Genomic DNA, 25,310 nt, shown 5'->3' on the forward strand with positions numbered 1-25,310 from the left:
GCTACCCCGGGCCCTCTTCCTGCTTGGCCTGAGCCAGCTCCGCCAGCGCGAGGTCGCCGGTATCGGCGAGCCGCGCCTTGGCAGTGGTGTGGACGTGGTCGGCCAGCGTCGGCATGCGTTCGATCAGCGCGTGAAAATCCTGGGCGTCGAGCACCAGCAGGCGCGTCTTGCGCGTCGCCGTCACCGTGCCGCTGCGTTTTGTTTTGTGCAGCAGCGCGATCTCGCCGAAGAAGGTGCCGTCGGTGAGCCGCACGTGCTGGCTCGGCAGCGCGATCTCGACCTCGCCGGCGGTGATGAAATACATCGACGAGGCCGCATCGCCGCGGCGGACCAATATCTCTCCCTGCTCGATGGTGCGCGCGCGCAAGAGGCGCATGATGTCGGCGATCTCGGCGGCCGACAGATGCGAGAACAGCGGCACCCGCGCCAGCATGCCCCAGGTGACGACGAAGTCGCGCCGCTTCACCTCCTCGGCAAAGGCGGTGGAGATGATCGCGACCGGCAGCGCGATCATGGCAAAGCCGCTGATGATGGCGAAAGTGGAGACCAGCTTGCCGAGCGCCGTCACCGGGACCACGTCGCCATAGCCGACGGTGCCGAGCGTCACGATCGCCCACCACATCGCCTGCGGGATGGTGCCGAGCTTGTCCGGCTGCACGTCGCGCTCGATGGCGTAGAGCAGCGAGGCGAAGGTCAAGACCGCGCCGATCAAAATGACGATGCAGCCGATCAGCGCCCGCCGCTCGGCATGGACAGCGGCGAGCAGCGAGCGCATCGCCGGCGAGTACCGGATCAGCTTGAAGAACGGCAACACGCCGAGGGCCGCCAGCGTCGTGTGCCGGCCGGTGGCGAGCACGATGGACGCGGGCAGGAACGCCATGAGGTCGATGATGCCGAGCGTCGAAAAGACGTAGCAGAGCCGGTCGGACAGCGCGGAGCCTTTGCGCTGGGTGTGGCCCGCCACGGTCCACAGCCGCGCCAGATATTCCAGCGCGAACACGATCACGGACAGGGTGGTGATGGCTGCGAACAGCGTGCCGAACTGCGCGTCCAGCTCCGGCACCGAGGCGAGGACCATCGCGGCCACATTGAGCACGATGACGCCGATGATGATCTGGATGAAGCGCGACCCGGCCGAATAGGCCAGCGGATCGTGCTCCAGCAATTCATAGAGGCGATCCCTCACATTGGGATCGCGCAAGCCACGTCCTCGCGGAACGGGGCGCATGGCGATTTACGCGCCTGCCATCGCTTTTTCGATCGCCGCCAGCGCCTCGGTTGCCTTGGCTCCATCGGGGCCGCCGGCCTGCGCCATGTCGGGCCGGCCGCCGCCGCCCTTGCCGCCGAGCGCTTCGGAAGCGATCTTGACCAGGTTCACGGCGTTGAAGCGCGCGGTGAGGTCGGCGGTGACGCCGACCACCACGCCGGCCTTGCCGTCCTCGGTGACGCCGACGATCGCGACGACGCCGGAGCCGATCTGCTTCTTGCCGTCGTCGGCGAGGCTCTTGAGATCCTTCATCTCGATGCCCTCGACCGCGCGCGCCATCAGCTTGACGTCGCCGACCTCACGCACGGCCGCGGCTGCACCATTGCTGCCGGCGGACGCACCGCCGCCCATCGCCAGCTTCTTGCGGGCGTCGGAGAGCTCGCGTTCGAGCTTCTTGCGCTCGTCCATCAGCGCGGTGATGCGCGCGGGGACGTCGTCGATCGAGGTGCGCAGCTCGTTCGCCGCGGTCTTGGCCAGCGCCATGGTCTCGTTGGCGTGCCTGCGCGCGTAATTGCCGGTCAGCGCCTCGATGCGGCGCACGCCCGAAGCAACCGCGCTCTCGCCGGTGAGCGTGATCAGGCCGATATCGCCGGTGCGCTTGACATGCGTGCCGCCGCAGAGCTCGACCGACCAGCCGAGCGCGTTGGTGCCGCGCTCGCGCGCGGTCCTGCCCATCGAGACGACGCGAACCTCGTCGCCATATTTCTCGCCGAACAGCGCGCGCGCCCCGGCTTCGCGGGCCTCGTCAACGCCCATCACGCGCGTCGTGACCTCGTCATTCTCAAGCACCACGTCGTTGGCGATGTCCTCGACGCGGGCCAGCTCCGCCGCCGTGATCGGCTTCGGATGCACGAAGTCGAAACGCAGGCGGTCCGGCGCGACCATCGAGCCGCGCTGGGCGATGTGGTCGCCGAGCACCTGGCGCAGCGCCTCGTGGATGAGATGCGTTGCCGAGTGATGCGCGCGGATCGAGAAGCGCCTGGAATGATCGACCTCGAGCTGGAGCGCTGTGCCGAGCTTCAGCTCGCCGCTCTCGACCTTGCCAACGTGAACGAAGAAATCGCCGAGCTTCTTCTGCGTGTCGGTGACGCGGAACTTGATGCCGCCCTCGCCCGTGAGCACGCCTGTGTCTCCGACCTGGCCGCCCGATTCCGCGTAGAACGGCGTCTGGTTCAGCACGATCGCGCCGGTCTCGCCGGCCTTGAGGCTCGTGGCTTCCTTGCCGTCCTTCACCAGCGCGGTCACCACGCCTTCGGCGCTCTCGGTCTCGTAGCCCAGGAATTCGGTCGCGCCCAGCTTTTCGCGCAGCGGAAACCAGATCGCTTCAGAGGCGGCTTCGCCCGAGCCCTTCCAGGACTCGCGCGCCTTGGCCTTCTGGCGCTCCATCGCGTCGGTGAACGAGGCCTGGTCGACGCTGATGCCGCGCGACTTCAGCGCGTCCTGCGTCAGGTCCAACGGAAAACCATAGGTGTCGTAAAGCGTGAAGGCGACGTCGCCGTCGAACATGTCGCCCTTCTTCAAGGACGCGCTCTTCTCGTCGAGGATGGCAAGGCCGCGGGTCAGCGTCTTGCGGAAGCGGGTCTCTTCCAGCCGCAGCGTTTCCTCGATCAAGTTTTCCGCGCGCATCAAATCGGGATAGGCCTGGCCCATCTCGCGCACCAGCGCCCAGACCAGGCGATGCATCAGCGGCTCCTTCGCACCCAGCAGCTGCGCATGGCGCATCGCTCGGCGCATGATCCGGCGCAGCACGTAACCGCGGCCCTCGTTCGAGGGCAGCACGCCGTCCGCGACCAGGAAGGCCGAGGAACGCAGATGGTCGGCGATGACGCGGAACGAGGCGACGGTCTGCTCGTTCGGCCCGTGGCCTAGCGCCGACGATGTCGCGTCGATCAAATGACGGAACAGATCGGTCTCGAACACGCTGTCGACGCCCTGCATGATGCTGGCCATGCGCTCCAGCCCCATGCCGGTGTCGATCGAGGGACGCGGCAGATCCACGCGCTCCTCCTTCGTCACCTGCTCGTATTGCATGAACACGAGATTCCAGAATTCGAGAAAGCGGTCGCCGTCCTCTTCCGTTGAGCCTGGCGGGCCGCCCCAGATGTGATCGCCGCGGTCGATGAAGATCTCCGAGCACGGGCCGCACGGACCGGTGTCGCCCATCGCCCAGAAATTGTCCGAGGTCGGGATGCGGATGATGCGATCCTCGGAGAAGCCGGCGATCTTCTTCCAGAGGCCGGCCGCCTCGTCGTCGGTGTGATAGACGGTGACGAGCAGCTTGTCCTTCTTCAGCCCGTATTCCTTGGTGATCAGCTTCCAGGCCAGCTCGATCGCGCGCTCCTTGAAATAGTCGCCGAACGAGAAGTTGCCGAGCATCTCGAAGAAGGTGAGATGGCGCGCGGTGTAGCCGACATTGTCGAGGTCGTTGTGCTTGCCGCCGGCGCGAACGCATTTCTGCGACGTGGTGGCGCGCTGATAGGGCCGCTTCTCGACGCCGGTGAAGACGTTCTTGAACTGCACCATGCCGGCATTGGTGAACATCAATGTCGGGTCGTTGCGCGGCACCAATGGCGAGGACGACACGATCTCGTGGCCGTTCTCGGCAAAGAAGTTCAGAAAGGTCGACCTGATCTCGTTGACGCCGCTCATGTTCATCCAATCGGGTGTGCCTGGACCCGCTTCTCGCCATCCAAACCGTAACGTTGAGGCTGATATCTGCGGGCCAAAGCGCTTTTAGACAAGGCCAGCTGCGCTGTCCAGAAACTGTGCAAGGAGATCAGAGGGTTGCCGCAGGCGCTCAATCCCGTTGGATAGGACGCGCGGACGCGTTGACAGGCTTGGCCCCGCTGTGGTCTTTACCCATCTGTATCGTACGGCCACGTCGGGAGAGACCGGCTTTAGGCAGCCGGCGCCGAAGGAGCAACCGCCCCGGAAACTCTCAGGCAAAAGGACCGCGTGGCTTTGACAGCATCTGGAAAGAGGCGCCGACGGGCAAATACCTTTTAAGGAAGGTTTGCCCGGATGGCTCCCGCCGACGGGATAATACTCTCAGGCACAGCGACAGATGGGGCTTCGACTGGTGTCCTCAGGGAATCCTCCCGGGGGAACCGCCGAGGGCCCCTGTGATGCTAGCGCGCGACGACCAAGATTCCTTGAAACGTACGCCCCTTCATGGGCTTCATGTCTCCCTGGGCGGCAAGATGGTGCCGTTCGCGGGCTATGACATGCCCGTGCAGTACCCCGCGGGCGTGCTGAAGGAGCACCTCCATACCCGGGCCTCCGCCGGCCTGTTCGACGTCTCCCATATGGGCCAGATCGCGCTCCGGCCGAAATCCGGCAGGGTCGAGGACGCCGCCCGCGCGCTGGAACGGCTGGTGCCGCAGGATATCGTCGCGATCGCGCCGGGGCGGCAGCGCTACGCCCAGTTCACCAATGAAGACGGCGGAATTCTCGACGATCTCATGGTCGCCAATTTCGGCGATCACCTCTTTCTGGTCGTCAACGCCGCTTGCAAGGAAGCGGACGAGGCCCATCTGCGCGCGAATCTCTCCAGCGACTGCGTCATCGAGCCGCTCGCAGATCGCGCGCTGATCGCGCTACAGGGGCCGAAGGCCGAGGCCGCGCTGGCGAAATTGTGTGCAGAGGCGCCCGCCATGAAGTTCATGGATTCCGGCCCGCGCAAGGTTGCCGGCATCGACTGCTTCGTCTCGCGCTCCGGCTATACCGGCGAGGACGGTTTTGAAATCTCGGTTCCGGCGGCCGATGCCGAGCGTCTCGCCAAAACGCTGCTGGACAATCCGGACGTGCTGCCGATCGGCCTGGGCGCCCGTGACAGCCTGCGGCTGGAGGCTGGGCTCTGCCTCTACGGCCACGACATCGACACCGCGACCACGCCGGTCGAGGCCGCGCTGGAATGGTCGGTGCAGAAGTCCCGCCGCAGCGGCGGCGCGCGCGCCGGCGGCTTTCCCGGTGCCGAAAAAATCCTCGCTCATTTCGATCACGGCGCGGCCCGCCGCCGTGTCGGCCTGCTCGCCCAGGGACGCGCGCCGGTCCGCGAGGGCGCGCTGCTGTTCGCCGACGGCGCGGGCGGCGAGCCGATCGGACAAGTCACCTCGGGCGGTTTCGGCCCGAGCCTGAATGCGCCGGTCGCGATGGGTTATGTGCCCACGAGCCAAAGCGCGCTCGGCACAAACCTGTTCGCCGAAGTGCGCGGCCAGCGCTTGGCCGTGCAGGTCGCGGCCATGCCTTTCGTCAAGAACACCTACAAACGCTGAGGATCGACAATGACCACCACGCTGTACACCTCCGACCATGAATGGCTCGCTATCGACGGTGACGTCGCCACCGTCGGGATCACCGACTACGCGCAGTCGCAGCTCGGCGACGTCGTGTTCGTCGAATTGCCCAAGGTCGGCCGCACCCTGAAGAAGGCGGAAGCCGCCGCCGTCGTCGAATCGGTCAAGGCCGCCTCCGACGTCTACGCGCCTGTAACCGGCGAAGTGCTCGAAACCAATGCCGAGCTCGTGGCCGAGCCGGCGCTGGTGAACTCGGACGCGCAAGGCAAGGCCTGGTTCTTCAAGATCAAGATGGCCGACAGGAGCGAGCTCGGCGGCCTCATGGATGAAGCCGCGTACAAGACGCATACGGCTTAAGGACGATGGAGCAAGCGATGACCGCGCACCGCAAGACCAACGGCGACACCGCCGCCAGTTTCGTTCGCCGCCATATCGGCCCGTCGGCGCGCGACGTCACCGCCATGCTCGAAACCGTCGGCGCGAAAAGCGTCGACACCCTGATGGCGGAGACGCTGCCGGCCTCGATCCGGCAGGCCACCCCGCTCGATCTCGGCAAGCCCTTGAGCGAGACCGAGGCGATCGCGCATATGGCCGAACTCGCTGCGCAGAATCAGGTCTTCACCTCGCTGATCGGCCAAGGCTATTCCGGCACGATCCTGCCCGCGGTGATCCAGCGCAACATCCTGGAGAACCCGGCCTGGTACACGGCCTACACGCCCTATCAGCCCGAGATCAGCCAGGGCCGGCTGGAGGCACTGCTCAACTTCCAGACCATGATCTGCGACCTCACCGGGCTCGACGTCGCCAACGCCTCGCTGCTCGACGAGGCCACCGCCGCAGCGGAAGCGATGGCGCTCGCCGAGCGGCACTCGCAGGTCAAGGCGCAAGCCTTCTTCGTCGACAAGGACGTGCATCCGCAGACGCTGGCCGTGATGCGCACCCGCGCCGAGCCGCTCGGCTGGACCCTGATCGTCGGCGATCCCCTCACCGATCTCGACAAGGCCGACGTGCTCGGCGCGCTGCTGCAATATCCCGGTTCTTCCGGCGCGGTGCGCGACCTCCGGCCCGCGATCGCGACACTTAAGGCCAAGGGCGCGCTCGCGATCGTCGCGGCCGACCTGCTGGCCCTGACGCTGCTCGCCTCGCCCGGCGAGCTCGGCGCCGACATTGCGATCGGCTCGGCGCAGCGTTTTGGCGTGCCGATGGGTTATGGCGGACCGCACGCGGCCTATATGGCGGTGCGCGATGCGCTGAAGCGCTCGCTGCCCGGCCGCATCGTTGGCCTGTCTGTGGACTCGCGCGGTGCGCCTGCCTACCGGCTCGCGCTGCAGACCCGCGAGCAGCACATCCGCCGCGAGAAGGCGACGTCGAACATCTGCACCGCGCAGGTGCTGCTCGCCGTGATCGCCTCGATGTACGCTGTCTATCACGGCCCCGAAGGCCTGACGCAGATCGCGCGCAATGTGCATCGCCGCGCCGCCGTGCTGGCGAGCGGCCTGCGCAAGCTCGGCTTTGCGCTTGATAGCGAGAACTTCTTCGACACAATCAGCGTCGATGCAGGCGCCAAGCGCGCCGAGATCGTCGCCCGCGCAGCAGCTGAGAAGATCAATCTCGGTGTGGGCGTGACGAATCTGCGCATCGCGCTCGACGAGACCACGACGTCAGCGACGGTCGAAGCAGTCTGGCGTGCCTTCGGCGGCACGCTTGCTTACGCCGAGGTCGACGCGGAGACGCGCGAGGCGCTGCCGGACGATTTGAAGCGCACCACCGCGTTCCTGAGCCATCCCGTGTTCCACGCGCATCGCTCGGAGACCGAGATGCTGCGCTACATGCGCAAGCTCAGCGACCGCGACCTCGCGCTCGACCGCGCGATGATTCCGCTCGGCTCGTGCACCATGAAGCTGAACGCGACCACCGAGATGATGCCGCTGACCTGGCCGGAGTTTGCGACGCTGCATCCGTTCGTCCCGCGCGAGCAGGCGGCCGGCTATCACGCGCTGTTCGCGCGGCTGGAAAAATGGCTGTGCGACATCACCGGCTATGACGCGATCTCGCTGCAGCCGAATTCGGGCGCGCAGGGCGAATATGCCGGGCTTTTGGCCATCCGCGGCTACCATGCCGCGCGCGGCGAGACGCACCGCAAGATCTGCCTGATCCCCTCCTCCGCCCACGGCACCAACCCGGCCTCGGCCGCGATGGTCGGCATGGACGTGGTGGTGGTCGCCTGCGAGAAGAACGGCGACGTCGACGTCAATGATCTCCGCGCCAAGGCCGAGAAGCATTCCAACGACCTCGCCGCGGTCATGATCACCTATCCCTCGACCCACGGCGTGTTCGAGGAGCACATCCGCGAGATCTGCGACATCGTGCACGGCCATGGCGGCCAGGTGTATCTGGACGGCGCCAACCTCAATGCGCAAGTCGGCCTGAGCAGGCCCGGCGATTACGGCGCCGATGTCAGCCATCTCAATCTGCACAAGACCTTCTGCATCCCGCATGGCGGCGGCGGCCCCGGCATGGGCCCGATCGGCGTCAAGGCACATCTGGCGCCGTTCCTGCCCGGTCATCCCGCGACAAAGGCTGACGCACCGGTCGGCCCGGTCTCGGCCGCCCCGTTCGGCTCGGCATCGATCCTGACCATCTCCTACATCTATATCCTGATGATGGGCGGCGAAGGCCTGAAGCGCGCCACGGAGATCGCGATCCTCAACGCCAACTACATCGCAGCACGCCTCGATCCGCACTTCCCGGTGCTCTACAAGAACGAGAAGGGCCGCGTCGCCCATGAGTGCATCGTCGATCCCCGGCCGCTGAAGCCCACGTCCGGCGTCACCGTCGACGACATCGCCAAGCGCCTGATCGACTACGGCTTCCACGCGCCGACCATGAGCTTCCCGGTGCCGGGCACGCTGATGATCGAACCGACCGAATCGGAATCGAAGGCCGAGCTTGATCGCTTCTGCGACGCCATGGTCGCGATCCGCAAGGAGATCGCCGAGGTCGAGGCCGGCCGCTTCAAGATCGAAGCGTCACCGCTGCGCCACGCCCCGCATACGGTGCACGACATCGCGGACGATGATTGGAAGCGGGCCTACACCCGCGCCGAAGGCTGCTTCCCCGCCGGCAGCTCGCGCACCGACAAATACTGGAGCCCGGTCGGCCGCGTCGACAACGTCTACGGCGACCGCAATTTGGTGTGCTCCTGCCCGCCGGTGAGCGATTACGCGGAAGCCGCGGAGTAGGACGCGACGTAGGATGGGTAGAGCGCAGCGAAACCCATCACTGCGTTCCCTTCCGGCGACAGAAAAGCGGCGGATTTCGCTGCGCTCTACCCATCCTACAATCTAGCCGTCAGGCCAACGCATCAGGCATCCCGACCGGGTCACAAGGCTCTGGCAATGGGTACTCGCGACCGTGAGTGCCCAGGCTTGGGATTTATCGATCTTGCCCTGGAGATCAGCTAGCGCCTGCGCCTGCCAGTGCGCTCTTTCGCGTCCCAGCGGCAAGGATTCGGTCTCCGAGGCAATTCCGACAAAAGGCAAAATATCGGGATCGTCTTCAAGGCGGGCCTTGAAGCTGCTCCTCGCAATTGCCCTGGCACCTTCCACCGGAGACACGCTTCCGGAAAGTATTCCTTTCGCCGTCCCAATAATGATTTGGCGAGCAGCAATGACCTCGGATTGATTCCAACTCACGGCGATCCCAGTCTCACCAACTGATCCGGATATATCTTGTATCACAAAAACGAAACGGGCGCCGACGACGTCGGCAACTCAACGTCCTCAGCGCCCGCTCCTCGCGAAAAACTCTACGATTTAGAACTTACTCCTCCGCCGGCTCCTCGCCGTCGGCGTCGCGCTCCGGCGTGCCGGCGAGAATCTGCTCGGCGATCAGGCCGGAGTTCTGGCGGATCGAGGTCTCGATCTTGGCGGTGATGTCGGGATTGGCCTTCAGGAACGCTTTCGAGTTCTCGCGGCCCTGGCCGAGGCGCTGGCTGTCATAGGAGAACCATGCGCCTGATTTCTCGACGATGCCGGCCTTGACGCCGAGGTCGAGGATCTCGCCCATCTTGGAGACGCCCTCGCCGTACATGATGTCGAACTCGACCTGCTTGAAGGGCGGCGCCAGCTTGTTCTTCACCACCTTGACGCGGGTGGTGTTGCCGACCACTTCGTCGCGCTCCTTGATCGCGCCGATGCGGCGGATGTCGAGGCGGACCGAGGCGTAGAACTTCAGCGCGTTGCCGCCGGTGGTGGTTTCCGGCGAGCCGTACATCACACCGATCTTCATGCGGATCTGATTGATGAAGATCACCATGGTGTTGGACTTGTTGATCGAGGCCGTCAGCTTGCGCAGCGCCTGGCTCATCAACCGCGCTTGAAGGCCCGGCAGCGCATCGCCCATCTCGCCCTCGAGCTCGGCCTTCGGCACCAGGGCCGCGACCGAATCGACCACCAGAACATCGACCGCCCCCGACCGCACCAGCGTGTCGCAAATCTCCAGCGCCTGCTCGCCGGTATCGGGCTGCGAGATCAGGAGCTCGTCGATGTTGACGCCCAGCTTGCGTGCATAGACCGGGTCGAGCGCATGCTCGGCGTCGATGAAGGCGCAGATGCCGCCCTTTTTCTGCGCTTCGGCCACCGTATGCAGCGCCAGCGTGGTCTTGCCCGAGGATTCCGGCCCGTAGATTTCCACGACGCGCCCCTTGGGCAGGCCGCCGATGCCGAGCGCGATGTCGAGCCCGAGGGACCCGGAAGAGACCGCCTCGACGTCCATCGAGCGGTCGTTCTTGCCGAGCCTCATCACCGAACCCTTGCCGAACTGACGCTCGATCTGGGAGAGCGCGGCGGCCAGAGCTTTACTCTTGTCCATGGAAGATCCTTCGACGATACGCAGGGCAGTGGTGGACATTGGGTCGTGCTCCTTATGGCGAGGATTCGCTAGAGGGACAAACGATTGGCGAGGCGGCTCGTCGATAGAGGCAATGTACCCTATCTGTTCTATGTTCGCAATATGTTCTTTTACGGATTCAAACGCTGGCCTGTTTGTGAGTGGCCTGTTTTGCATAGCGGAATTCCTCGCTTGCTGCAGGCATAGCGCGTACTGTGGTTCCATCACCGCCCCACCATCGGCATCTATCGGTGACTGAGAGTATCGCGCTCCCGCCTCCTACACGGAGAGCATCATGACGCGCACCAAATCCCACCGGCCTGAGCTTTCGCTAGTTGATCGGCTTGTACTCGAGGCCAACCGACTGAAAGACGAGGCGCACAAGCTTCCCCACGGCCCCCTTCGGGATGCCATGATCCGGAAAGCGCGCCAGACTGAAACAGCCATACAGGTCGACCAGTGGCTTTCATCACCGGGTCTGCGAGCTCCGAGGTGAGCAAACAGTAAAGGCTATTTCGGGAGTGGCCGAATTTGAGGTGGCGCCTGCGCAAGAAGCCGACGACTTGCGTTGATATGCTCCCGCGTCTGATCGACAACGGACCTAAGTAGCTCCGTTTTCCGCCTAGTCTTGTCCAAGGCTTCTCTCGCCTCTTCGCGGGCGCGGCGCTGGCTGCTGATCATTGCGATTCTCACAACTGCCAGAACATCGCCAAATTTCCTAGCTGTCGCCCTAACCTACGATAAGGGCCGCGTCTGTGGGCGGCCTCTTGCAGATCTGCCTCTCACGGGCTCTTCGCTGCCAAGCTCCGGGGGCGTTAGCAATCAATAGGCCGATCCGGCACCAGTCACCCGGCAAGTCGATCGCGGAGTGACTGGCCTGCCTTGAAATCCTGTGTGGCCCCTGAACCTAATCCAGCCTCGCCCTGACCAATCTCCACTGGAGGATTGCAATTTCCAGTTCCAGCGTAGCGCCACTGAGCATTATTAGCTTGGTGGCGTCCTCGTTTGGTGGCTCAGTTTGGAAATCGAGTGGCCTATTTCGGCCTGTACCCGGAATTCTGGTGCTGGCCTGTTTCCGACCTCAGTCGCCTGGTTTGAAAATCGCAGTGGTCCAAGCTTGGCGATCCGGGTTCCACCGTTACGACCGCGGCGCAGTAGCCGCTTGGGCGGCCTCGTGCTCTGTCGCCAACGCCGAGCCGCCGAATAATACGCCGCAAGCTCTCTGGCTTGCATGAAGAAGTATGGTTTTACTTATGCCGAATGGCGCGCCTACACGGTGCCGGCGTCGAGGGCCGTTCCATATCGCAACTGTCGCGACGGGAAAGGCAAACCTCCACAAAGGCCGCCTCAGTGGGCGGCCTCTTTCATTGCCCCTTCACTTTCCAGCCGCCCCGCCCATCCGGCTCCATGCCCGTCATCGGTGGGATCGTTGGTTGGCACCTAAGCGCCGAGTGTCCTAATTCCCCTCCGCGAATGTGGAATCAAGAAAGGGTCGCATTCGCGCGACCCCTTGCCGGAAAATTTATTCGGAATGAAATAGCAGCCCCGGCAAGAGCAATCCTGACTCTATCCACAAGGTTGAGGAATCCGGAATAACACGGTGTTCCTTTACCGGAACCTAGTGTCCTGATTTCCCGAAATGAGTGTCCTACTTAGGACAGATTCACGCGCCGACCGAATTTGCGCGAGCATGCATCGAGGACCAGCGCGAACTCCTCAGGAAGCTCCGTCGCAAGATGAATTGAGGCCGCGCCAGCCGGCGGCCTCTTTCATTCAGACGCGTGTGGCGGCGGCCAGGATGAGCTCGGATCCAGGATCCCGGCGGTGTCCCGTGCGACCGGATTCCTACGGGGCGCCAAGCTCCGGAATCGACTCGCCAATTCTGTCACCAGATGCGCCGGCGTGTGAATGATCATCCCTTTTGAGGCGCCTGCCTCCGTTGATGGACTGTCCGCGGCTGACCGGTTCCTGTTGTGCGCACAAGTGCACAGACACCGATCCGTCGATTGTCCCAAATGAGCCATCACCGCCCGAAGCGTGGCGACTATCGGTGATGAGAACGCCGATTGCGCTCCGGCCTTCCTCGCACGGAAAGGAGCATGCCATGTTCAAGCGGCGACGTTACAAGCAGCAGCTGACCCTTCAAGACCGGCTTTCCGCATGGGTGAAGCAGGTCCAGCAACAGGCTTCGAAGCTTCCGCCCGGGCCCGAGCGGGATGCCCTGCTCAAGAAGGCCCGCCAGGCCGACGTCGCCAATCACCTGCAAGACTGGGCCAAATCCCCCGGACTGCAACCGCCGAAATAGCAAGGCTGCGGCAACGTCGTTTCCCGACCGAAGCTGACGCGCATCAAAGACGCATGGCCCGGCCGCCGTCAGAATTCCGTAATCCTGCGGCACCGAACCTTTTCGCGGTGCTGGGCCTTCTCCAGGATGAGACCGCAACTCCGGGGACTCGATCATGACGGAAAACACGCACCGCGATACGACCAGGCGCAATCCCCTGCTGGAGGCGGCGCATCGGGAGATGATGAAGTTCGAGCGCCAGGAAAACGAGTTCCGCAAGAAGGACCGCGAAGAGCGCGCCGCCGAGCTCCAGCTTCCCCTGAACGACATCAAGATCCACTAGAGCATTTTCGGTTTGATTGAATCAGAACCGAAGCTCCAGATTCTCGTTTTGACGCGTTTCCTTCACGCGAACCGGTGTCCGCTTCGCTCGAAAACGCTCTAGCGCTTGCCAGAGTTGCTTTAGCGGCACTTCAGCACCACGATTAAGACACTGAGACAACAACGAAATTTCCATGCCGCCTACTGTGCATGGGGTTGTTTTTCAGTTTTTTAGTTTTGACAATGCGGCATGCTCCGCGCCCCATCATCGCAGGGCACGGCTGGCCGCCCCCGCGCCACCTAAAGCAGCGCCAGCAGCACGAGGCCGATCACCAGCACGACGAAGCCAGCCGCTGTCGCGGCGGCGAATGACCGCTCTACGTTATCCATGATGCCACCCCTGGCGTGCCACGTTTCCCCCATGGCGGCGCCGAACGGCGTGGAATCTTGCCGACGGGTGTGTCCGCAGTCGTGCGGGCCGATGACGAAATTGGGACGGGTGCGGGGCCAGTCTGCGGCCTCGGCGGAGGGCCCGGAAATCTGCCGCCTGTCAGGCTGCCGTAAGCGGGGCCGGCTAGGGTGATGCTGCTATGGTGTTGCAGCCCAGCACCTCAGCCTCCAATAACTCTCGGCCCCGCCTGGCTCTCGTCGGGCGGGGCTTTTTCACGCCTGCCGGGCGGTTCGCGGCTCCCTCTCCTCCCGCGTCAGGAGCAGCGAGAAGGCGCGGATCGCGGGCGCCGCCAGCAGCACGATCGGCAGCATCGCGGCCCATGCCATCAGCCACGAAACCATCCAGTGCCCGACGAAGCCCATCGCATCGCCTGCGGGCAGGCTCGCAATCCCCGACGCGACCAGCGAGGTCAGTCCGGACTGGATGATGCCGAAGATGAAATGACTGTAGCGGCGGGGAATGCCGAGCATGACGGGCCCATGTTGCTGGTTGCCGTGATCAGGCCAAGCAAGGCACATGCCGCGCTTGCAGGGAATCGGTCATCCCCGGCGCGGCCCTGCGGCCTGTTCGATCGGCGCCCCCATGCAGCCGGGTGCAGGCCAGGAACTCTGTTCATGGTCGGAGAACCACGGAGCGTTCCGTAATCCGGCACCTTCAGGCAGTGCGGCGTGTTTCGGACGAGGCTTCGCTTGTTTCGGCGTCCGCGCGCTTTCGAGATATCCCCGAACTATCCGGGGCTTACCGCCAAAATTTGCTTGTGTCCGGAATATTGTGACGCCCAACATGTTTGCAGTCATGGAAGTGAATCGTGGGGAGGTCACCATGAATCACAGGGGCATCGAGTTCACCGTCGCCAAGACGGCGATTCCTGGAATCTGGCAGTGGCAGTTCCGCATTGGCGAGCAGGTCAAGTCCGGCAAGACCGAGACGAAGATCGATCTGTTGGCGATCCGGCGCGTGCAGCTGCGGATCGACCGGGAGCTGAAGCGAGCGGCCGGACAGCCTGAAGCGGGCGGATGACGGTCGGCGTCGGATGGCGCCTTGTGCACCGGCAGCGCCACGGCTGGGAGCTGCGGTGGAACATCATCCGTAGCCGCCCGGAATTGATCTGACGGTGGTTTGGGATTGCACTGCGCGCGTTCATGGCCCGAGGCGAGGCCATCACGCGTGCCATCGGTGCCAGCCATGCCGCTGTATTTCTTTCGAATCCGGAATGGAAGTTACTCGGGCTGCGCGGACCAGGCGACGGAGTTTGCCGATCGCAATTCGGCCTGGAAAGAGATGACCAATGTCTGCGCCGACATGACCGCCGGCATTGCCCGCAAGCTCCAGGAAAATTCCGAATGGCACATGGAGCTGCTGGACGAGGCCAAGGAGCCCGTGTTCCGGATTCGCATCGTTGCCGAAACCCTCGACTAGCAGGTATCGAGATCAGTCCGCGCTGGGCAGCCGCCGCATGGTGAATTCGATGTCGCCGCCGGGCAACTCGCGCCAAGTCTCTACCGCACTCATGTAGCCGGCCTTGGGGTAGCGGGCGAAGAAAGCCTGCGCCCTTTCCCGCGCCGCCGCGCGCGGCAGCGTGAAGGTCTCGCGCAGATAGCCGTCGCGGACCGTCTGGCCCGGCTTGCCGGCGATGTTGCGCCGGCGCGCCATCCGCTCGGCGAGATCCCGCGGACGGTCGGCCATGTCCTGCCCTCCTCTACGCGCTACGCTCAGCACAATGTAGGGCCTGGGCCTGACGAAGAGGAGTCCCATCCGAGAAGCGCCATTGCCGCCTCCCGAACGGAGTTCGGTCAGTTGGCGGCCGTCCCGCTTTTGGTCTTCTTCGGCGCGCTGGTGGCGGCCGAGGCCTTCGGCGCCGCCGGCTGCTTCGGCGGATCGGCGCGCATGCCGCCCCAGGGATCGTTGGACGCCTTGGTGTCCGGAATCTTCTTCAGCGTTTCCTTGTAGGCCTTTTCACGCTCGGCTTCCGCGGCCTTCTCCTCGGGAGTCTTGCTCGGACCGTCCTGCAGCAAATTGAGCTGCGGCATTTGCGCGTAGGTCGGTCCGGCCAGCACGACCAGCACCGCGGCCAAACGGAAAAGCTTCATCATCCACTCCTTGATCATCCATGAGGCGCGAATCGTCCGCACCTCGCCATCCCAGTCGCGGCCGCAGAGGCCTGTCGAGGCCCGCTAGAGCCGGTCCGATCTGCACGATTTCGGCGCATGCAGCCAGTCGTCCCAGATCGGACCACACTTGGTGCACCCGCTCAGCGCGAGGCCGAGCGCTGCCATACCAAAGACGAGGACACACCGACGCAATATCATCCACCCACACCCAAGCAAGGCATCATATCGGGCCAAGTCAGGCATTTTCAAGCCGACCGGCCCGGCGCCAGACCGGGTGACTTTGCCGCGCCGATGCGCACAATGCTCGAAACATCCGGCAATGCAGGAGAACGCGACAGCAATGCAAATGCAGCCAGACGCCGAATTCGGCCTCCCCGACGCCAGACGCATCCTCGCCGAGGTTTTTGCCCCCTGGGTCCAGGATCTCGACCTCACCGTCGAGCGCCTCGAGCACGCGCAGCCGGCGGATGCGCCGGACTGGCAGCCGGGCGCACTGCTGCGCATGCCGTTTTCGGAGCGGTTGTGCCGGAATGGCGGCATTGTCTGCGGCCAGGCCCTGATGGCGCTCGCCGACACCGCGATGGTGATCGCGATCCTGGCGGCCAATCGCGGCTACCGCCCCATGACCACGGTCGACCAGACCACGCATTTCATGCGCGCAGTGTCCTCATCGGACGTGATTGCTGACGCCCGCGTCGTACGGCTCGGGCGCACCATGAGCTTTGGCCGCGTCACGCTGCTCTCGGCCGCCGACAACAAGCCGGTCGCGATGGTATCGAGCGCGTTCGCAATGTTGCCGGGCTGAGCAGCATTTCAAAGACGAGCCGCGTGAGCGCAAAGCGCACCGCGGCAAAGACCGAAGCGCGATTGCATCCGCGCTTCGGTCCGCACGCTTCATTACTTGCCCAGCACTTCGTCGGCCGCGGTGACGATGCTGGCGGTCGGGTTCTTTCCGCAATAGGCACCGAACTTCTTGGCGTTCTCGATGAACACGTCGGTGTCGATGATCGCGTTGTCCTCGTCGCCCTTGTACCAGCCGTCCATCCAGGTCAGCACGACCTGGATGTTGTCTTCGCCGCTCTCGAGGAACTGCTTGCAGCTCATGGTCGAGAGGTCCCACTTGACGGCGTGGGCGGGCATCGACGACAGCGAGAACGCGGCGGCGAGCAGAATCGAAAGCGTGGTCTTCATCAATATCTCCATCGGCGCGCAGCGCCATAAAAGAAGAGCGTGTGGGTAAAGTCGGCGGAGGAATTCTCCGCGCCGACGTCGTAAACGAAGTCTGAAGCGCCGTGCAAGTAGCGCCAGTATTGAGTTTAGTTCAACGTAATTTCTATGCACTATTTCACGATCATCATGAAGGACCGAAGCGGATGATCGAGAAGCGAGCAGCGCAGCGTCACCGGGTTTTCAAGGGTGGAACGATCACCTTTGAAAACAGCGGCATTCCCTGCACCGTGCGAAACATGTCGGCGGGCGGCGTGGCGATCGACCTCGACACCCCCGTCACATTGCCGCAATCGATCACGCTATCGATCACGCGCGACGATTTCGTCCGGAATTGTCGTACAATTTGGCGCAGTGACAAGCGTATCGGCCTCGCCTTCGTCCAATAGCGCGCGCGATGTGAACGAACGTTCGCATCGCATCCACAACGCCATTATGATTGCGTGATACGACGACGGCGACGCCAGCGCAGGCCTGCGATCACGAGCGCAACGATCGCGATTCCGATGGTCGCTGATGCCGCGAAGAATCGTCCACCGGGACGATCGATGGTGCGCGACCACAATGTCGGCGCCTCGCCTGGCCGCGCCAGGCGGAACGCGACCACGCTGTCGCCGATCGAGGTGCCGGCTTCGGAGTGGCCGCCGGCGCCGATCGCGACATATTGCTCGCCCTTCCACAAATAGGTCATGGGATTGGCGACGCCGGGCACCGGCAGCCGCCCCTGCCACAGCTCCTTGCCGCTTCGCGCATCGAAGGCACGCAAATAAGCATCCATCGCGCCGGTAAAGACGAGGCCGCCCGCCGTGACCGCGAGCCCGTTGACGAGAGGCGTGCCCCAGGGCAGCGGCGCACCGAGCGGCGCCAGGTCTTCAGTGGTGCCGACCGTCGAACGCCAGAGGATCTTGCCGGCCTTCAGATCGACCGCGACCATCTCGCCCCAGGGCGGCTTGTTGCAGAGCAGACCGAGCGGCGACATCATCACCGCGCGCGACATCGCAAACGGCGCGCCGCGCTGCTGGCCGAAATCATGCCCGGGCGGCGGACTGAATCCGGCGGCCTCCGCGCGCGGGATCAGCCTGATGAGGTGAACGGCGCGCCCGGTGTTGGCGTAGAGAATCTGCCGGACCGGATCGAAGGCCGCGCTGCCCCAGTTCACCCCGCCGCCGGTGAAGGGAAACTCCAGCGTGCCCTGCACGGAAGGCGGCGTGAACAGACCGTCGTTGCGCGCCTCCGCGAACTGGCGCTCGCAGGACGAGCGGCGCAGTGCCGGCAGCAGCGAGAGCGCGTCGTCGGTCGAGATCGTCTGTGAGATCAGCGCCGGCACATGCGTCGGAAACGGCTGCGTCGGCGACAACGCCTCCCCTTCCGCGCCGCCCTGCGGCACCGCGCGTTCTTCCACCGGCCAGACCGGCTTGCCGGTCTCGCGGTCGAGCACGAAGACAAAACCCTGCTTGGTCGGCTGGATCACGACGTCGCGCTGGCCGTCACCCGCATCGAGGCGCGCAAGCGTCGGCTGCGCCGCCAGATCGTAATCCCAGACGTCGTGATGCACGGTCTGGAATGCCCATGCGAGCTCGCCGGTCTCGAGGCGCAATGCGACCACCGAATTGGCATGCTCGTTGTTGCCCGGCCGCTTGCCGCCCCAGAAATCCGGCGACGGCGAGGACGTCGGCAGGAACACCAGGCCGCGCGCCGCGTCGACCGACATCGGCGCCCAGACATTGGCGTGCCCGGCTTCGATGCCGTCACGCTTGAGCGGCTCGAAGCTCCAGCGCGCCCGGCCGGTGCGCGCATCGAACGCACGTACCACGCCGCTCGGCGCATCGACGCGGCGGTTGTCGGAGATCGCGGAGCCGACCACGACGACACCCCGGCCGACGGCCGGCGGCGAGGTGATCTGGAATTCCCCGGGCCATTCCAGGGCAATGCCGATATCGAGCTTCACCTCGCCGCCATTGCCGAAGCCGGCACAGGGAAGTCCCGTCTTCGCATCGAGCGCGATCAGGCGAACGTCGTTGGTGCCCATAAAGATGCGCGAGCGACAGGCGGCATCCGCGGGCGCCTCATCGTCGGTCCAGCGGGTGACGCCGCGGCAGACGTAGCGATTGGCGGGACGCTGATTGGTCGCGATCTTCGGATCGTAACGCCATTTCTGCGCGCCCGTGCCGGGATCGAGCGCAATGACCTCGTTGAACGGCGAGCAGAAGATCAGGCTGTCCTCGACGAACAGCGGCGTTGCCTGGAATTTGGTTCGCCGCATCACCTCCGGCGCGCGCACCGCGAGATCGCCGGTGCGGAATTCGAAGGCCCGAACCAGATTGCCGACATTGTCGGGCGTGATCTGTTGCAGCGGCGAGAAGCGCGAGCCGCCTGCATCGCCGCCCCAACTTTCCCAGGCCGCGCTTGGTCGCACGGCGATCAACAGCAGCGCAACGACCCCGATCGGAACTCGCAGGCCGGTCCGCAAAGCTCGCCTCGCTCTATTTCGGCTTCTTGGCGGGTTCGCTCGGACGCGCCCCGCCCCACGGATCGTACTTGTCCTTGGGCTCGGGAATGCGCTCGAGCGCGGCCTTGTAGGCTTTCTCGTCGACCTTGGGCTTGTTGTCAGCCGGTTTGCCTGCGTCATTGGGGGACCGCCGGCCCTGCGCCTGCGCCGAAGCAATCGCCAGCGCCATGACCGCAGCCGCTATGACCAAAATCCTCATCGGTGCAATCCCCCTCGTCTGGGGTACAAACTTAGCCTGCAATTCCGGAATATGAAATGCCGCGAGCTCCAGCACTTCAGCAAAACTTGATTGCCGGGGACTTCGCCGGATCGCTTTCCTGCCTATCTGTTCGGCCGCAGGGAACCTTCACGGATGTTGCGGATCATTGCTCATGCGACGCTGCTCGCCGGCGCGCTCGCACTCGGTGCCTGCGGCTTTGCCGACAGCCGCGCGCCGGTGCCGGAATTCATGCGGATGAAGGAAACCGAGCAGCCACCGCCCGAAGCCGCCCCCGACGTCAAGCGCGTGGTGCGCGAGCAGATCGATGTCGTCTTCCTCACCACCTCCTATCCACGCGCCGTGCACGTCGCCATGCCCCACCGGGAGGCGCGCGGACCGGGCTGGACCGCCTGCGTCCGCGCCGAGCTCACCTCCGCGACCGGCACTTCGCTCGGCGCCCAGACCTACATCGTGACGATATCAGGAGGAAAGGTGGTCGACCGCCGGCGCGCGGAAGCCGACGACATCTGCGGGACCGAGACCTACGAGCCGATTTAGGAGCCGCGGCAAAGAGCGGGCTTCGGGAAAAACCTGCAAACCAGCCGGGAACAATCACCGCCTCCCCTTCTTGTCGTCCCATAGGGCAGTTGCGGTGGAGGACAGAATGAAGACATTTACGATTGCGCTTTTGGCAGGCGTCGGCGCTTTGGCAGCCGCGTCGGGTGCGAAGGCATCCGATATCTACACGAGCAGCGAGTACACCAATCCGGATCTCGTCCAGCAGGTTCGGCTTGTCTGCGACGACGCCGGCCGCTGCTATCGCACCCGCGGCGGCGCGCGCGTGATCGTGCGCGATTCCTACAATTCCATGCCGCGTGATGGCTACCATGAGCGGCGGACGTATCGTCGCGACTGGGATGACGGGCCGCGCGCCGGCGTCGGTATTCGCGCTCCCGGCGTCAGCGTCGGCGTAGGCGTCGGCGACGGCCGCTGGTAATAATAGCGAGCTAAGGCAAAAGGACCGGACGACGATTGTCGCCCGGTCCTTTTCGCATCAGACGCCCAACGGCGCCGCTCAGCTGGAAGCAGTCTGCTGCTGGAACTGCTCGTACGCCGCGATCGCGTCGGCCGCGTACATCAGCGACGGTCCGCCGCCCATATAGACGGCCATGCCGAGCGTCTCCTCGATCTCTTCGCGGCTCGCACCGAGCTTGACGAGCGCCTCGGCGTGAAAGCCGATGCAGCCGTCGCAATGCGCGGCGACGCCGAGCGCCAGCGCCATCAGCTCCTTGGTCTTCTTGTCGAGCACACCGTCGCGCGCGGCCGCCTGGGCGAGCGCGGAAAATCCCTTCATCGTATCGGGAATGTCGCCCCGCAGCTTCTTCAAATTGGCCGAGATGTTCCTGGTGATATCGACGTAGTTCTTGTCCATTGGATCCTCATGAGCTGGATTTGGCTGTGGTCGAAGCCTCCTCGCGCGGCGCGCGCAAGGCGATGTAGATCGCGGGGATTACCAGCACGGTGAGCAGCGTCGACGAGGCAAGCCCGAACAGGAGCGAGATCGCCAGCCCCTGAAAGATCGGATCGAGCAGGATGGTCGCGGCCCCGATCATGGCCGCAAGCGCGGTGAGAAGGATCGGCTTGAAGCGCACCGCGCCGGCCTCCAGCACCACCTCGCGAAGCGACTTGCCGTCTGCGCCGCTGTGCCTGATGAAGTCGACCAGCAGGATCGAGTTGCGCACGATAATGCCCGCCAGCGCGATGAAGCCGATCATCGAGGTCGCGGTGAACGGCGCCCCCAGCAGCCAGTGCCCGATCAGGATGCCGATCAGCGTCAGCGGAATCGGCGTCAGGATGACGAGCGGCAGACGGAAGCTCCTGAACTGGGCGACGACCAACACGTAAATCCCGAGGATGGCCGCGCCGAAGGCCGCACCCATGTCGCGGAAGGTCACCCAGGTGATTTCCCACTCGCCGTCCCACAGCAGCGTCGGACGCGACTCGTCCGTTGGCTGGCCGTGCAGGCTGATCGCGGGCTTCGGCAGCTTGCCCCAATCATGGGCATCCACGCGATCGGCGACCGCGAGCATGCCGTAAAGCGGCGCCTCGAAGCGCCCGGCAAGCTCGGCCATCACCATGTCGGCGAAGCGGCCGTCGCGGCGGAAGATCGTCGGCGAACCCTGCTCCATGGTCGCTTTCACGACCTGACCGAGTTCGACCACCGTCTTGCTGCCTGGCAAGGTGTTGGCCGGCACCGGCGTGGAGGCCAGAGCCTCGTCCCAGACCAGATCGCGCTTTCCGAGATGCACCGCGATCTCGATCGGATTGCGGTCCTCGCCGCGATGCGAATAGCCGATCGAGATGCCGCCGAACAGCGCCTGGATGGTGTCGTAGACGTCGCGCTGCTCGACGCCGAAGAATTCGAGCCGGTCCTGGTCGATCGAGAGCCGCAGCCGTGGCCGCTTCTCGCCGATGGAATCGTCGATGTCGACGATGAACGGCACTTCCGCGAAGACCTTCTTGAGCTCGGCCGTGACCGCACGGCGTGTGGCTGCATCGGGACCGTAGACCTCGGCGAGCAGCGTCGAAAGCACCGGCGGCCCGGGCGGCACCTCGACCACCTTGATGCTGGTGCCCTTGGGCGGATCGAGCGCCTTCAGCTTCTCGCGGAGTTCGAGCGCGATCTCATGGCTCGCGCGCTTGCGCTCGCCCCGCGCGGCCAGGTTCACCTGCACCTCGCCGAGCTCGGGCCTCTCCCGAAGATAATAGTGCCGCACCAGGCCGTTGAAATTGAAGGGAGCCGGCGTGCCGGCATAGGATTGCAGCGAGGTCGCCTCCGGCAGTTGCCGCGCGATCTCGGCGGCACCGAACAGCGTGCGCTCGGTCGCCTCCAGGCTCGCCCCTTCAGGCAGATCGACCACGACGGCGATCTCCGACTTGTTGTCGAACGGCAGCAGCTTGACCGTCACCGATTTGGTCGCGAACAGCGTCATCGACAGTAGCGTTGCAATGCCGACGCCGAGCAGGAAGATCCAGGCCGAGCGCTTGCTCCTGACGATCGGCGTGGCGAAGCGCCGGTAGATCCGGCCGAGCCGACCCTCATCGTGCGAAGCATGAGCAGCCGCCATCTCGCCCTTCGGCGCGAGCTTGAGCATCAGCCAGGGCGCCACCACCATGGCGACGAAGAACGAGAACAGCATGGCAGCCGACGCGTTGGCCGGGATCGGTGCCATATAGGGGCCCATCAGGCCCGACACGAACAGCATCGGCAGCAGCGCCGCGACCACAGTGAGCGTCGCAACGATGGTGGGATTGCCGACCTCCGCCACCGCCTCGATGGTCGCCTGCAGGCGCGGCCGGCCGTCGCGCATGCCCCAGTGCCGCGCGATGTTCTCGACCACGACGATGGCGTCGTCGACGAGAATGCCGATGGAGAAGATCAGCGCGAACAGGCTGACGCGGTTGATGGTGTAGCCCATCAGATTGGCGGCGAACATCGTCAGCAGGATCGTCGTGGGAATCACGACGAAGGTCACCAGAGCCTCGCGCCAGCCGATCGCGACCGCGATCAGGATGACAATCGAGACCGTCGCGAGAGCGAGGTGAAACAGCAGCTCGTTGGCCTTCTCGTTGGCAGTCTCGCCGTAATCGCGCGTCACCGTCACCTGGACGTCATCGGGGATGAGTCGCCCCTTCAGTCCCTGCAGGCGATGGTCGATGTCGGCCGAGACCACAACCGCGTTGGCGCCGGCGCGCTTGGCGAGCGCGAGGCTGACCGCGGGCACCCGCGACCACTGCCCCTTGGCATCGCGCGCATCGTTCCAGACGCGGTGCTCGAGCGTATTCGGCCCGACGACGACGGAGGCCACGTCCTTGACGTAGACCGGCCGTCCGTCGCGGGTCGAGATCAGGAGGAGGCCGATGTCGGGGATGCCCGACAACGTCTGGCCGGCCGCGACATTGCGCACGATGCCGGCATCGCGGACCTGGCCCGCCAGGAATGAGCGGTTGGCATCCTTCACCTTGGCGACGAGCTGCTGCAGCGTAACGCCGAACAGCGACAGCTTTTCCGGATCGGGTTCGACCCGGATCTGCTGGGCCGCGCCGCCGGAAATGTAGGTCAGACCGATATTGTCGACCTTCATCAACTCCGAGCGCAGCTTGTCCGCGAGTTCGAACAGATCCTTGTCGGTCCAGCGCTCGGCGGCCTCCGGCTTCGGCGACAGCGTCAAGACCGTCACCGCAACGTCATTGATGCCGCGGCCGACGATCGAAGGCTCGGGGATCCCGACTGGAATGCGATCGAGATTGGCGCGGATTTTCTCGTGGACGCGGAGGATCGCATCCTCCGCCTTCGTTCCGACCAGAAACCGCGCGGTGACCATCACGCGGTCGTCCTCGGTCTGGCTGTAGACGTGCTCGATGCCGTCGATGCCCTTGACGATCGCTTCCAGCGGCTTGGTGACGAGCTCGACCGCGTCGGGTCCGCGCAAGCCATCGGCGTTGACGCGAATGTCGACCATCGGCACGGAGATCTGCGGCTCCTCCTCGCGCGGAATCACGACCACAGCGATGAGGCCGACGACGAGCGATGCAAGCAGGAACAATGGCGTCAGCGGCGAGCCGATCGTCGCCTTGGTCAGCCGGCCTGAGAGTCCGAGATTCACGGCCGCACCAACTGGTCGCCGGTACGGATGCCGGACAGGATTTCAAGTCCATCGGGAAGCGCGGGCGTCGGCAGCTCGCGGCCGCGCTGCACCGGCACGTCGACCACTCCGCCGGACTTTTGAAGCTGGACGTAGTCGATGCCGAACCGGGTCTTCACGTAGCCTGCCGGAATCACGAAAGCCGACCGCTTGCCGCCGGAGATCCACACGCGCAGCCGATCGCCGACGAAATATTCGCCGAGTCCCTCGACGGTCGCGTCCGCAATGACCCGCCCCTCCTCGATCTGCGGATAGACGAGATCGACGACGCCCCATCTGCCGGCTTCGCCACCAAGCTCCGCACCATCGACGCGGACCTTGTCGCCGGCCTTGAGAGAGCGCGCATGGCGCTCGGGCACCCGCAACCGCAGCTTGAAGTTCTGCTGCGCGACGGTAACGATGGGATCACCGGGCAATACGACGGAACCAACCGTGATAAGCCTCTTCAGCACACGTCCCCCTGCCGGTGCCAGCACCTGACCCTGGTTGAGCTGCTCGTTGATGACGGCACGCTCTGCGGTCTTGGCGCGCAGGCCGTTCTCCGCCACGTTCAGCGCCGTCCTCTGCTCGTCGAGCTTGACGCGCGGCAGAATGCCACGCTCAACCAAACCCTCGATTCGCGTGAAATCGACTTGCGCCTGGCTGGCCTGCGCCTGCAGCGCCTCCATCTGCGCATCCAACGACTTCATCTGCAGGCCGAGCTTCTCATCGCCGATCGTGGCAATCGCCTGACCGGCGGTTACGCGATCCCCTTCCCTGACGTGGAGCTGGACTACGGTCCCACCAATGCGCCCGCGCGCGGGTACGACGCTGATGCTTTCCACCGTGGCAAAGACGGCCTTTTCGTCGGCCACCGGATGCTGCGTCACGGTGAGCGTCTCTGCACGCGCAACGCCTGCACCCAGGCCGGCGGCCAAGACAACCAAAACTCCTATGAGCCGCATGGGGCGTATCCGTGTAAGCATGAAACCATCACACCGCACTCGTGGGTGTCCTCTGTATTTGATCAGCATCATCGAAGCGGACGTTGATCTCGCTCAACGCGCCCCG

The 25,310-nt window shown here is 64.6% G+C and carries 24 protein-coding genes and 1 riboswitch; of the genes, 11 read left to right on the forward strand and 13 right to left on the reverse strand.

All coding sequences use genetic code 11. The annotated features are described in order from the left end of the window. Position 1: 1 nt before the first annotated feature. Both CIT39_RS22990 and alaS read right to left on the reverse strand, forming a co-directional pair. Entirely contained in the window at positions 2 to 1,228 is a 1,227-nt protein-coding gene (locus CIT39_RS22990; protein WP_094972275.1) for a cyclic nucleotide-gated ion channel, read from the reverse strand. A gap of 6 nt (positions 1,229 to 1,234) precedes the next feature. Beyond that, on the reverse strand, positions 1,235 to 3,916 hold the full coding sequence (alaS, locus tag CIT39_RS22995) for an alanine--tRNA ligase (protein ID WP_162308631.1): 2,682 nt from the start codon (positions 3,914 to 3,916) through the stop codon (positions 1,235 to 1,237). Positions 3,917 to 4,139: 223 nt separating this feature from the next. Beyond that, positions 4,140 to 4,230: riboswitch (glycine riboswitch) on the forward strand. A gap of 162 nt (positions 4,231 to 4,392) precedes the next feature. Here alaS and gcvT point away from each other — a divergent pair. Genes gcvT through gcvP form a run of 3 tightly spaced genes read left to right on the forward strand, consistent with a single transcriptional unit; the run spans position 4,393 to position 8,804 of the window. Beyond that, positions 4,393 to 5,541 carry a glycine cleavage system aminomethyltransferase GcvT gene (gene gcvT / locus CIT39_RS23000; RefSeq protein ID WP_094972277.1) on the forward strand — a complete coding sequence of 383 codons (1,149 nt, stop codon included), beginning with the start codon at positions 4,393 to 4,395 and terminating at the stop codon, positions 5,539 to 5,541. 9 nt (positions 5,542 to 5,550) lie between these two features. Beyond that, complete coding sequence (gene gcvH, locus CIT39_RS23005; protein WP_094972278.1) at positions 5,551 to 5,919, forward strand: glycine cleavage system protein GcvH; 369 nt, start codon at positions 5,551 to 5,553, stop codon at positions 5,917 to 5,919. 17 nt (positions 5,920 to 5,936) lie between these two features. Then, positions 5,937 to 8,804 (forward strand): aminomethyl-transferring glycine dehydrogenase, encoded by a 2,868-nt coding sequence (gene gcvP, locus CIT39_RS23010; RefSeq protein ID WP_094972529.1) that lies wholly within the window; start codon positions 5,937 to 5,939, stop codon positions 8,802 to 8,804. Between the two features lie 102 nt (positions 8,805 to 8,906). On the opposite strand, the gene CIT39_RS23015 is transcribed toward gcvP, so the two are convergent. Both CIT39_RS23015 and recA read right to left on the reverse strand, forming a co-directional pair. Further along, positions 8,907 to 9,257 carry a hypothetical protein gene (locus CIT39_RS23015; protein ID WP_140480419.1) on the reverse strand — a complete coding sequence of 117 codons (351 nt, stop codon included), beginning with the start codon at positions 9,255 to 9,257 and terminating at the stop codon, positions 8,907 to 8,909. 127 nt (positions 9,258 to 9,384) lie between these two features. Further along, positions 9,385 to 10,473: a recombinase RecA gene (gene recA / locus CIT39_RS23020; RefSeq protein WP_094972279.1), complete on the reverse strand. Its 1,089-nt coding sequence runs from the start codon at positions 10,471 to 10,473 to the stop codon at positions 9,385 to 9,387. 2,083 nt (positions 10,474 to 12,556) lie between these two features. On the opposite strand from recA, the gene CIT39_RS23025 reads away from it, so the two are divergent. After that, positions 12,557 to 12,757, forward strand: coding sequence for a hypothetical protein (locus CIT39_RS23025; protein ID WP_094972281.1), 201 nt, complete (start codon positions 12,557 to 12,559; stop codon positions 12,755 to 12,757). Between the two features lie 154 nt (positions 12,758 to 12,911). Next, positions 12,912 to 13,079, forward strand: coding sequence for a hypothetical protein (locus tag CIT39_RS23030; RefSeq protein WP_094972282.1), 168 nt, complete (start codon positions 12,912 to 12,914; stop codon positions 13,077 to 13,079). A 641-nt stretch (positions 13,080 to 13,720) separates the two neighbouring features. On the opposite strand, the gene CIT39_RS23035 is transcribed toward CIT39_RS23030, so the two are convergent. Continuing rightward, positions 13,721 to 13,978: a DUF2798 domain-containing protein gene (locus tag CIT39_RS23035; RefSeq protein WP_162308632.1), complete on the reverse strand. Its 258-nt coding sequence runs from the start codon at positions 13,976 to 13,978 to the stop codon at positions 13,721 to 13,723. A gap of 352 nt (positions 13,979 to 14,330) precedes the next feature. On the opposite strand from CIT39_RS23035, the gene CIT39_RS23040 reads away from it, so the two are divergent. Next, a complete protein-coding gene (locus CIT39_RS23040; protein WP_094972530.1) occupies positions 14,331 to 14,528 on the forward strand; it encodes a hypothetical protein in 198 nt (65 codons plus the stop codon). A gap of 165 nt (positions 14,529 to 14,693) precedes the next feature. Beyond that, on the forward strand, positions 14,694 to 14,927 hold the full coding sequence (locus CIT39_RS23045; RefSeq protein WP_094972284.1) for a DUF6894 family protein: 234 nt from the start codon (positions 14,694 to 14,696) through the stop codon (positions 14,925 to 14,927). Between the two features lie 12 nt (positions 14,928 to 14,939). Here CIT39_RS23045 and CIT39_RS23050 read toward each other — a convergent pair whose 3' ends face one another. Together CIT39_RS23050 and CIT39_RS23055 are read right to left on the reverse strand one after the other, a co-directional pair. Then, complete coding sequence (locus tag CIT39_RS23050) at positions 14,940 to 15,194, reverse strand: hypothetical protein (protein ID WP_094972285.1); 255 nt, start codon at positions 15,192 to 15,194, stop codon at positions 14,940 to 14,942. Between the two features lie 107 nt (positions 15,195 to 15,301). Continuing rightward, on the reverse strand, positions 15,302 to 15,598 hold the full coding sequence (locus CIT39_RS23055; protein ID WP_094972531.1) for a hypothetical protein: 297 nt from the start codon (positions 15,596 to 15,598) through the stop codon (positions 15,302 to 15,304). 361 nt (positions 15,599 to 15,959) lie between these two features. Between CIT39_RS23055 and CIT39_RS23060 the strand changes: the two genes are divergently transcribed. Continuing rightward, on the forward strand, positions 15,960 to 16,424 hold the full coding sequence (locus CIT39_RS23060) for a PaaI family thioesterase (protein WP_094972532.1): 465 nt from the start codon (positions 15,960 to 15,962) through the stop codon (positions 16,422 to 16,424). 92 nt (positions 16,425 to 16,516) lie between these two features. On the opposite strand, the gene CIT39_RS23065 is transcribed toward CIT39_RS23060, so the two are convergent. Beyond that, positions 16,517 to 16,810 (reverse strand): HdeA family protein, encoded by a 294-nt coding sequence (locus tag CIT39_RS23065; RefSeq protein ID WP_026201704.1) that lies wholly within the window; start codon positions 16,808 to 16,810, stop codon positions 16,517 to 16,519. Between the two features lie 101 nt (positions 16,811 to 16,911). Between CIT39_RS23065 and CIT39_RS23070 the strand changes: the two genes are divergently transcribed. Further along, the gene (locus tag CIT39_RS23070; RefSeq protein ID WP_094972287.1) at positions 16,912 to 17,235 is read left to right on the forward strand and encodes a PilZ domain-containing protein; all 324 of its coding nucleotides are present in this window, start codon (positions 16,912 to 16,914) and stop codon (positions 17,233 to 17,235) included. Between the two features lie 44 nt (positions 17,236 to 17,279). Here the strand turns inward: CIT39_RS23070 and CIT39_RS23075 are convergent, their stop codons facing one another. Next, positions 17,280 to 19,316 (reverse strand): pyrroloquinoline quinone-dependent dehydrogenase, encoded by a 2,037-nt coding sequence (locus CIT39_RS23075; protein WP_244607437.1) that lies wholly within the window; start codon positions 19,314 to 19,316, stop codon positions 17,280 to 17,282. Positions 19,317 to 19,329: 13 nt separating this feature from the next. Next, a complete protein-coding gene (locus CIT39_RS23080; protein WP_094972288.1) occupies positions 19,330 to 19,554 on the reverse strand; it encodes a hypothetical protein in 225 nt (74 codons plus the stop codon). 153 nt (positions 19,555 to 19,707) lie between these two features. Here CIT39_RS23080 and CIT39_RS23085 point away from each other — a divergent pair, with 153 nt between their 5' ends. After that, a complete protein-coding gene (locus CIT39_RS23085) occupies positions 19,708 to 20,112 on the forward strand; it encodes a hypothetical protein (RefSeq protein WP_094972289.1) in 405 nt (134 codons plus the stop codon). 106 nt (positions 20,113 to 20,218) lie between these two features. After that, positions 20,219 to 20,551 carry a hypothetical protein gene (locus CIT39_RS23090; RefSeq protein WP_094972290.1) on the forward strand — a complete coding sequence of 111 codons (333 nt, stop codon included), beginning with the start codon at positions 20,219 to 20,221 and terminating at the stop codon, positions 20,549 to 20,551. Positions 20,552 to 20,629: 78 nt separating this feature from the next. Here the strand turns inward: CIT39_RS23090 and CIT39_RS23095 are convergent, their stop codons facing one another. From CIT39_RS23095 to CIT39_RS23105, 3 genes are read right to left on the reverse strand one after another with little or no spacing between them, the layout of a single operon-like run. After that, positions 20,630 to 20,986: a carboxymuconolactone decarboxylase family protein gene (locus tag CIT39_RS23095; RefSeq protein WP_094972291.1), complete on the reverse strand. Its 357-nt coding sequence runs from the start codon at positions 20,984 to 20,986 to the stop codon at positions 20,630 to 20,632. A 7-nt stretch (positions 20,987 to 20,993) separates the two neighbouring features. Then, a complete protein-coding gene (locus tag CIT39_RS23100) occupies positions 20,994 to 24,221 on the reverse strand; it encodes an efflux RND transporter permease subunit (protein WP_094972292.1) in 3,228 nt (1,075 codons plus the stop codon). After that, entirely contained in the window at positions 24,218 to 25,204 is a 987-nt protein-coding gene (locus CIT39_RS23105; RefSeq protein WP_162308914.1) for an efflux RND transporter periplasmic adaptor subunit, read from the reverse strand. Before CIT39_RS23105 ends, CIT39_RS23100 begins: the two co-directional genes overlap by 4 nt. Positions 25,205 to 25,310 lie beyond the last annotated feature (106 nt).

Source organism: Bradyrhizobium symbiodeficiens, from assembly GCF_002266465.3.
GTDB classification, from domain to species: Bacteria; Pseudomonadota; Alphaproteobacteria; order Rhizobiales; family Xanthobacteraceae; genus Bradyrhizobium; species Bradyrhizobium symbiodeficiens.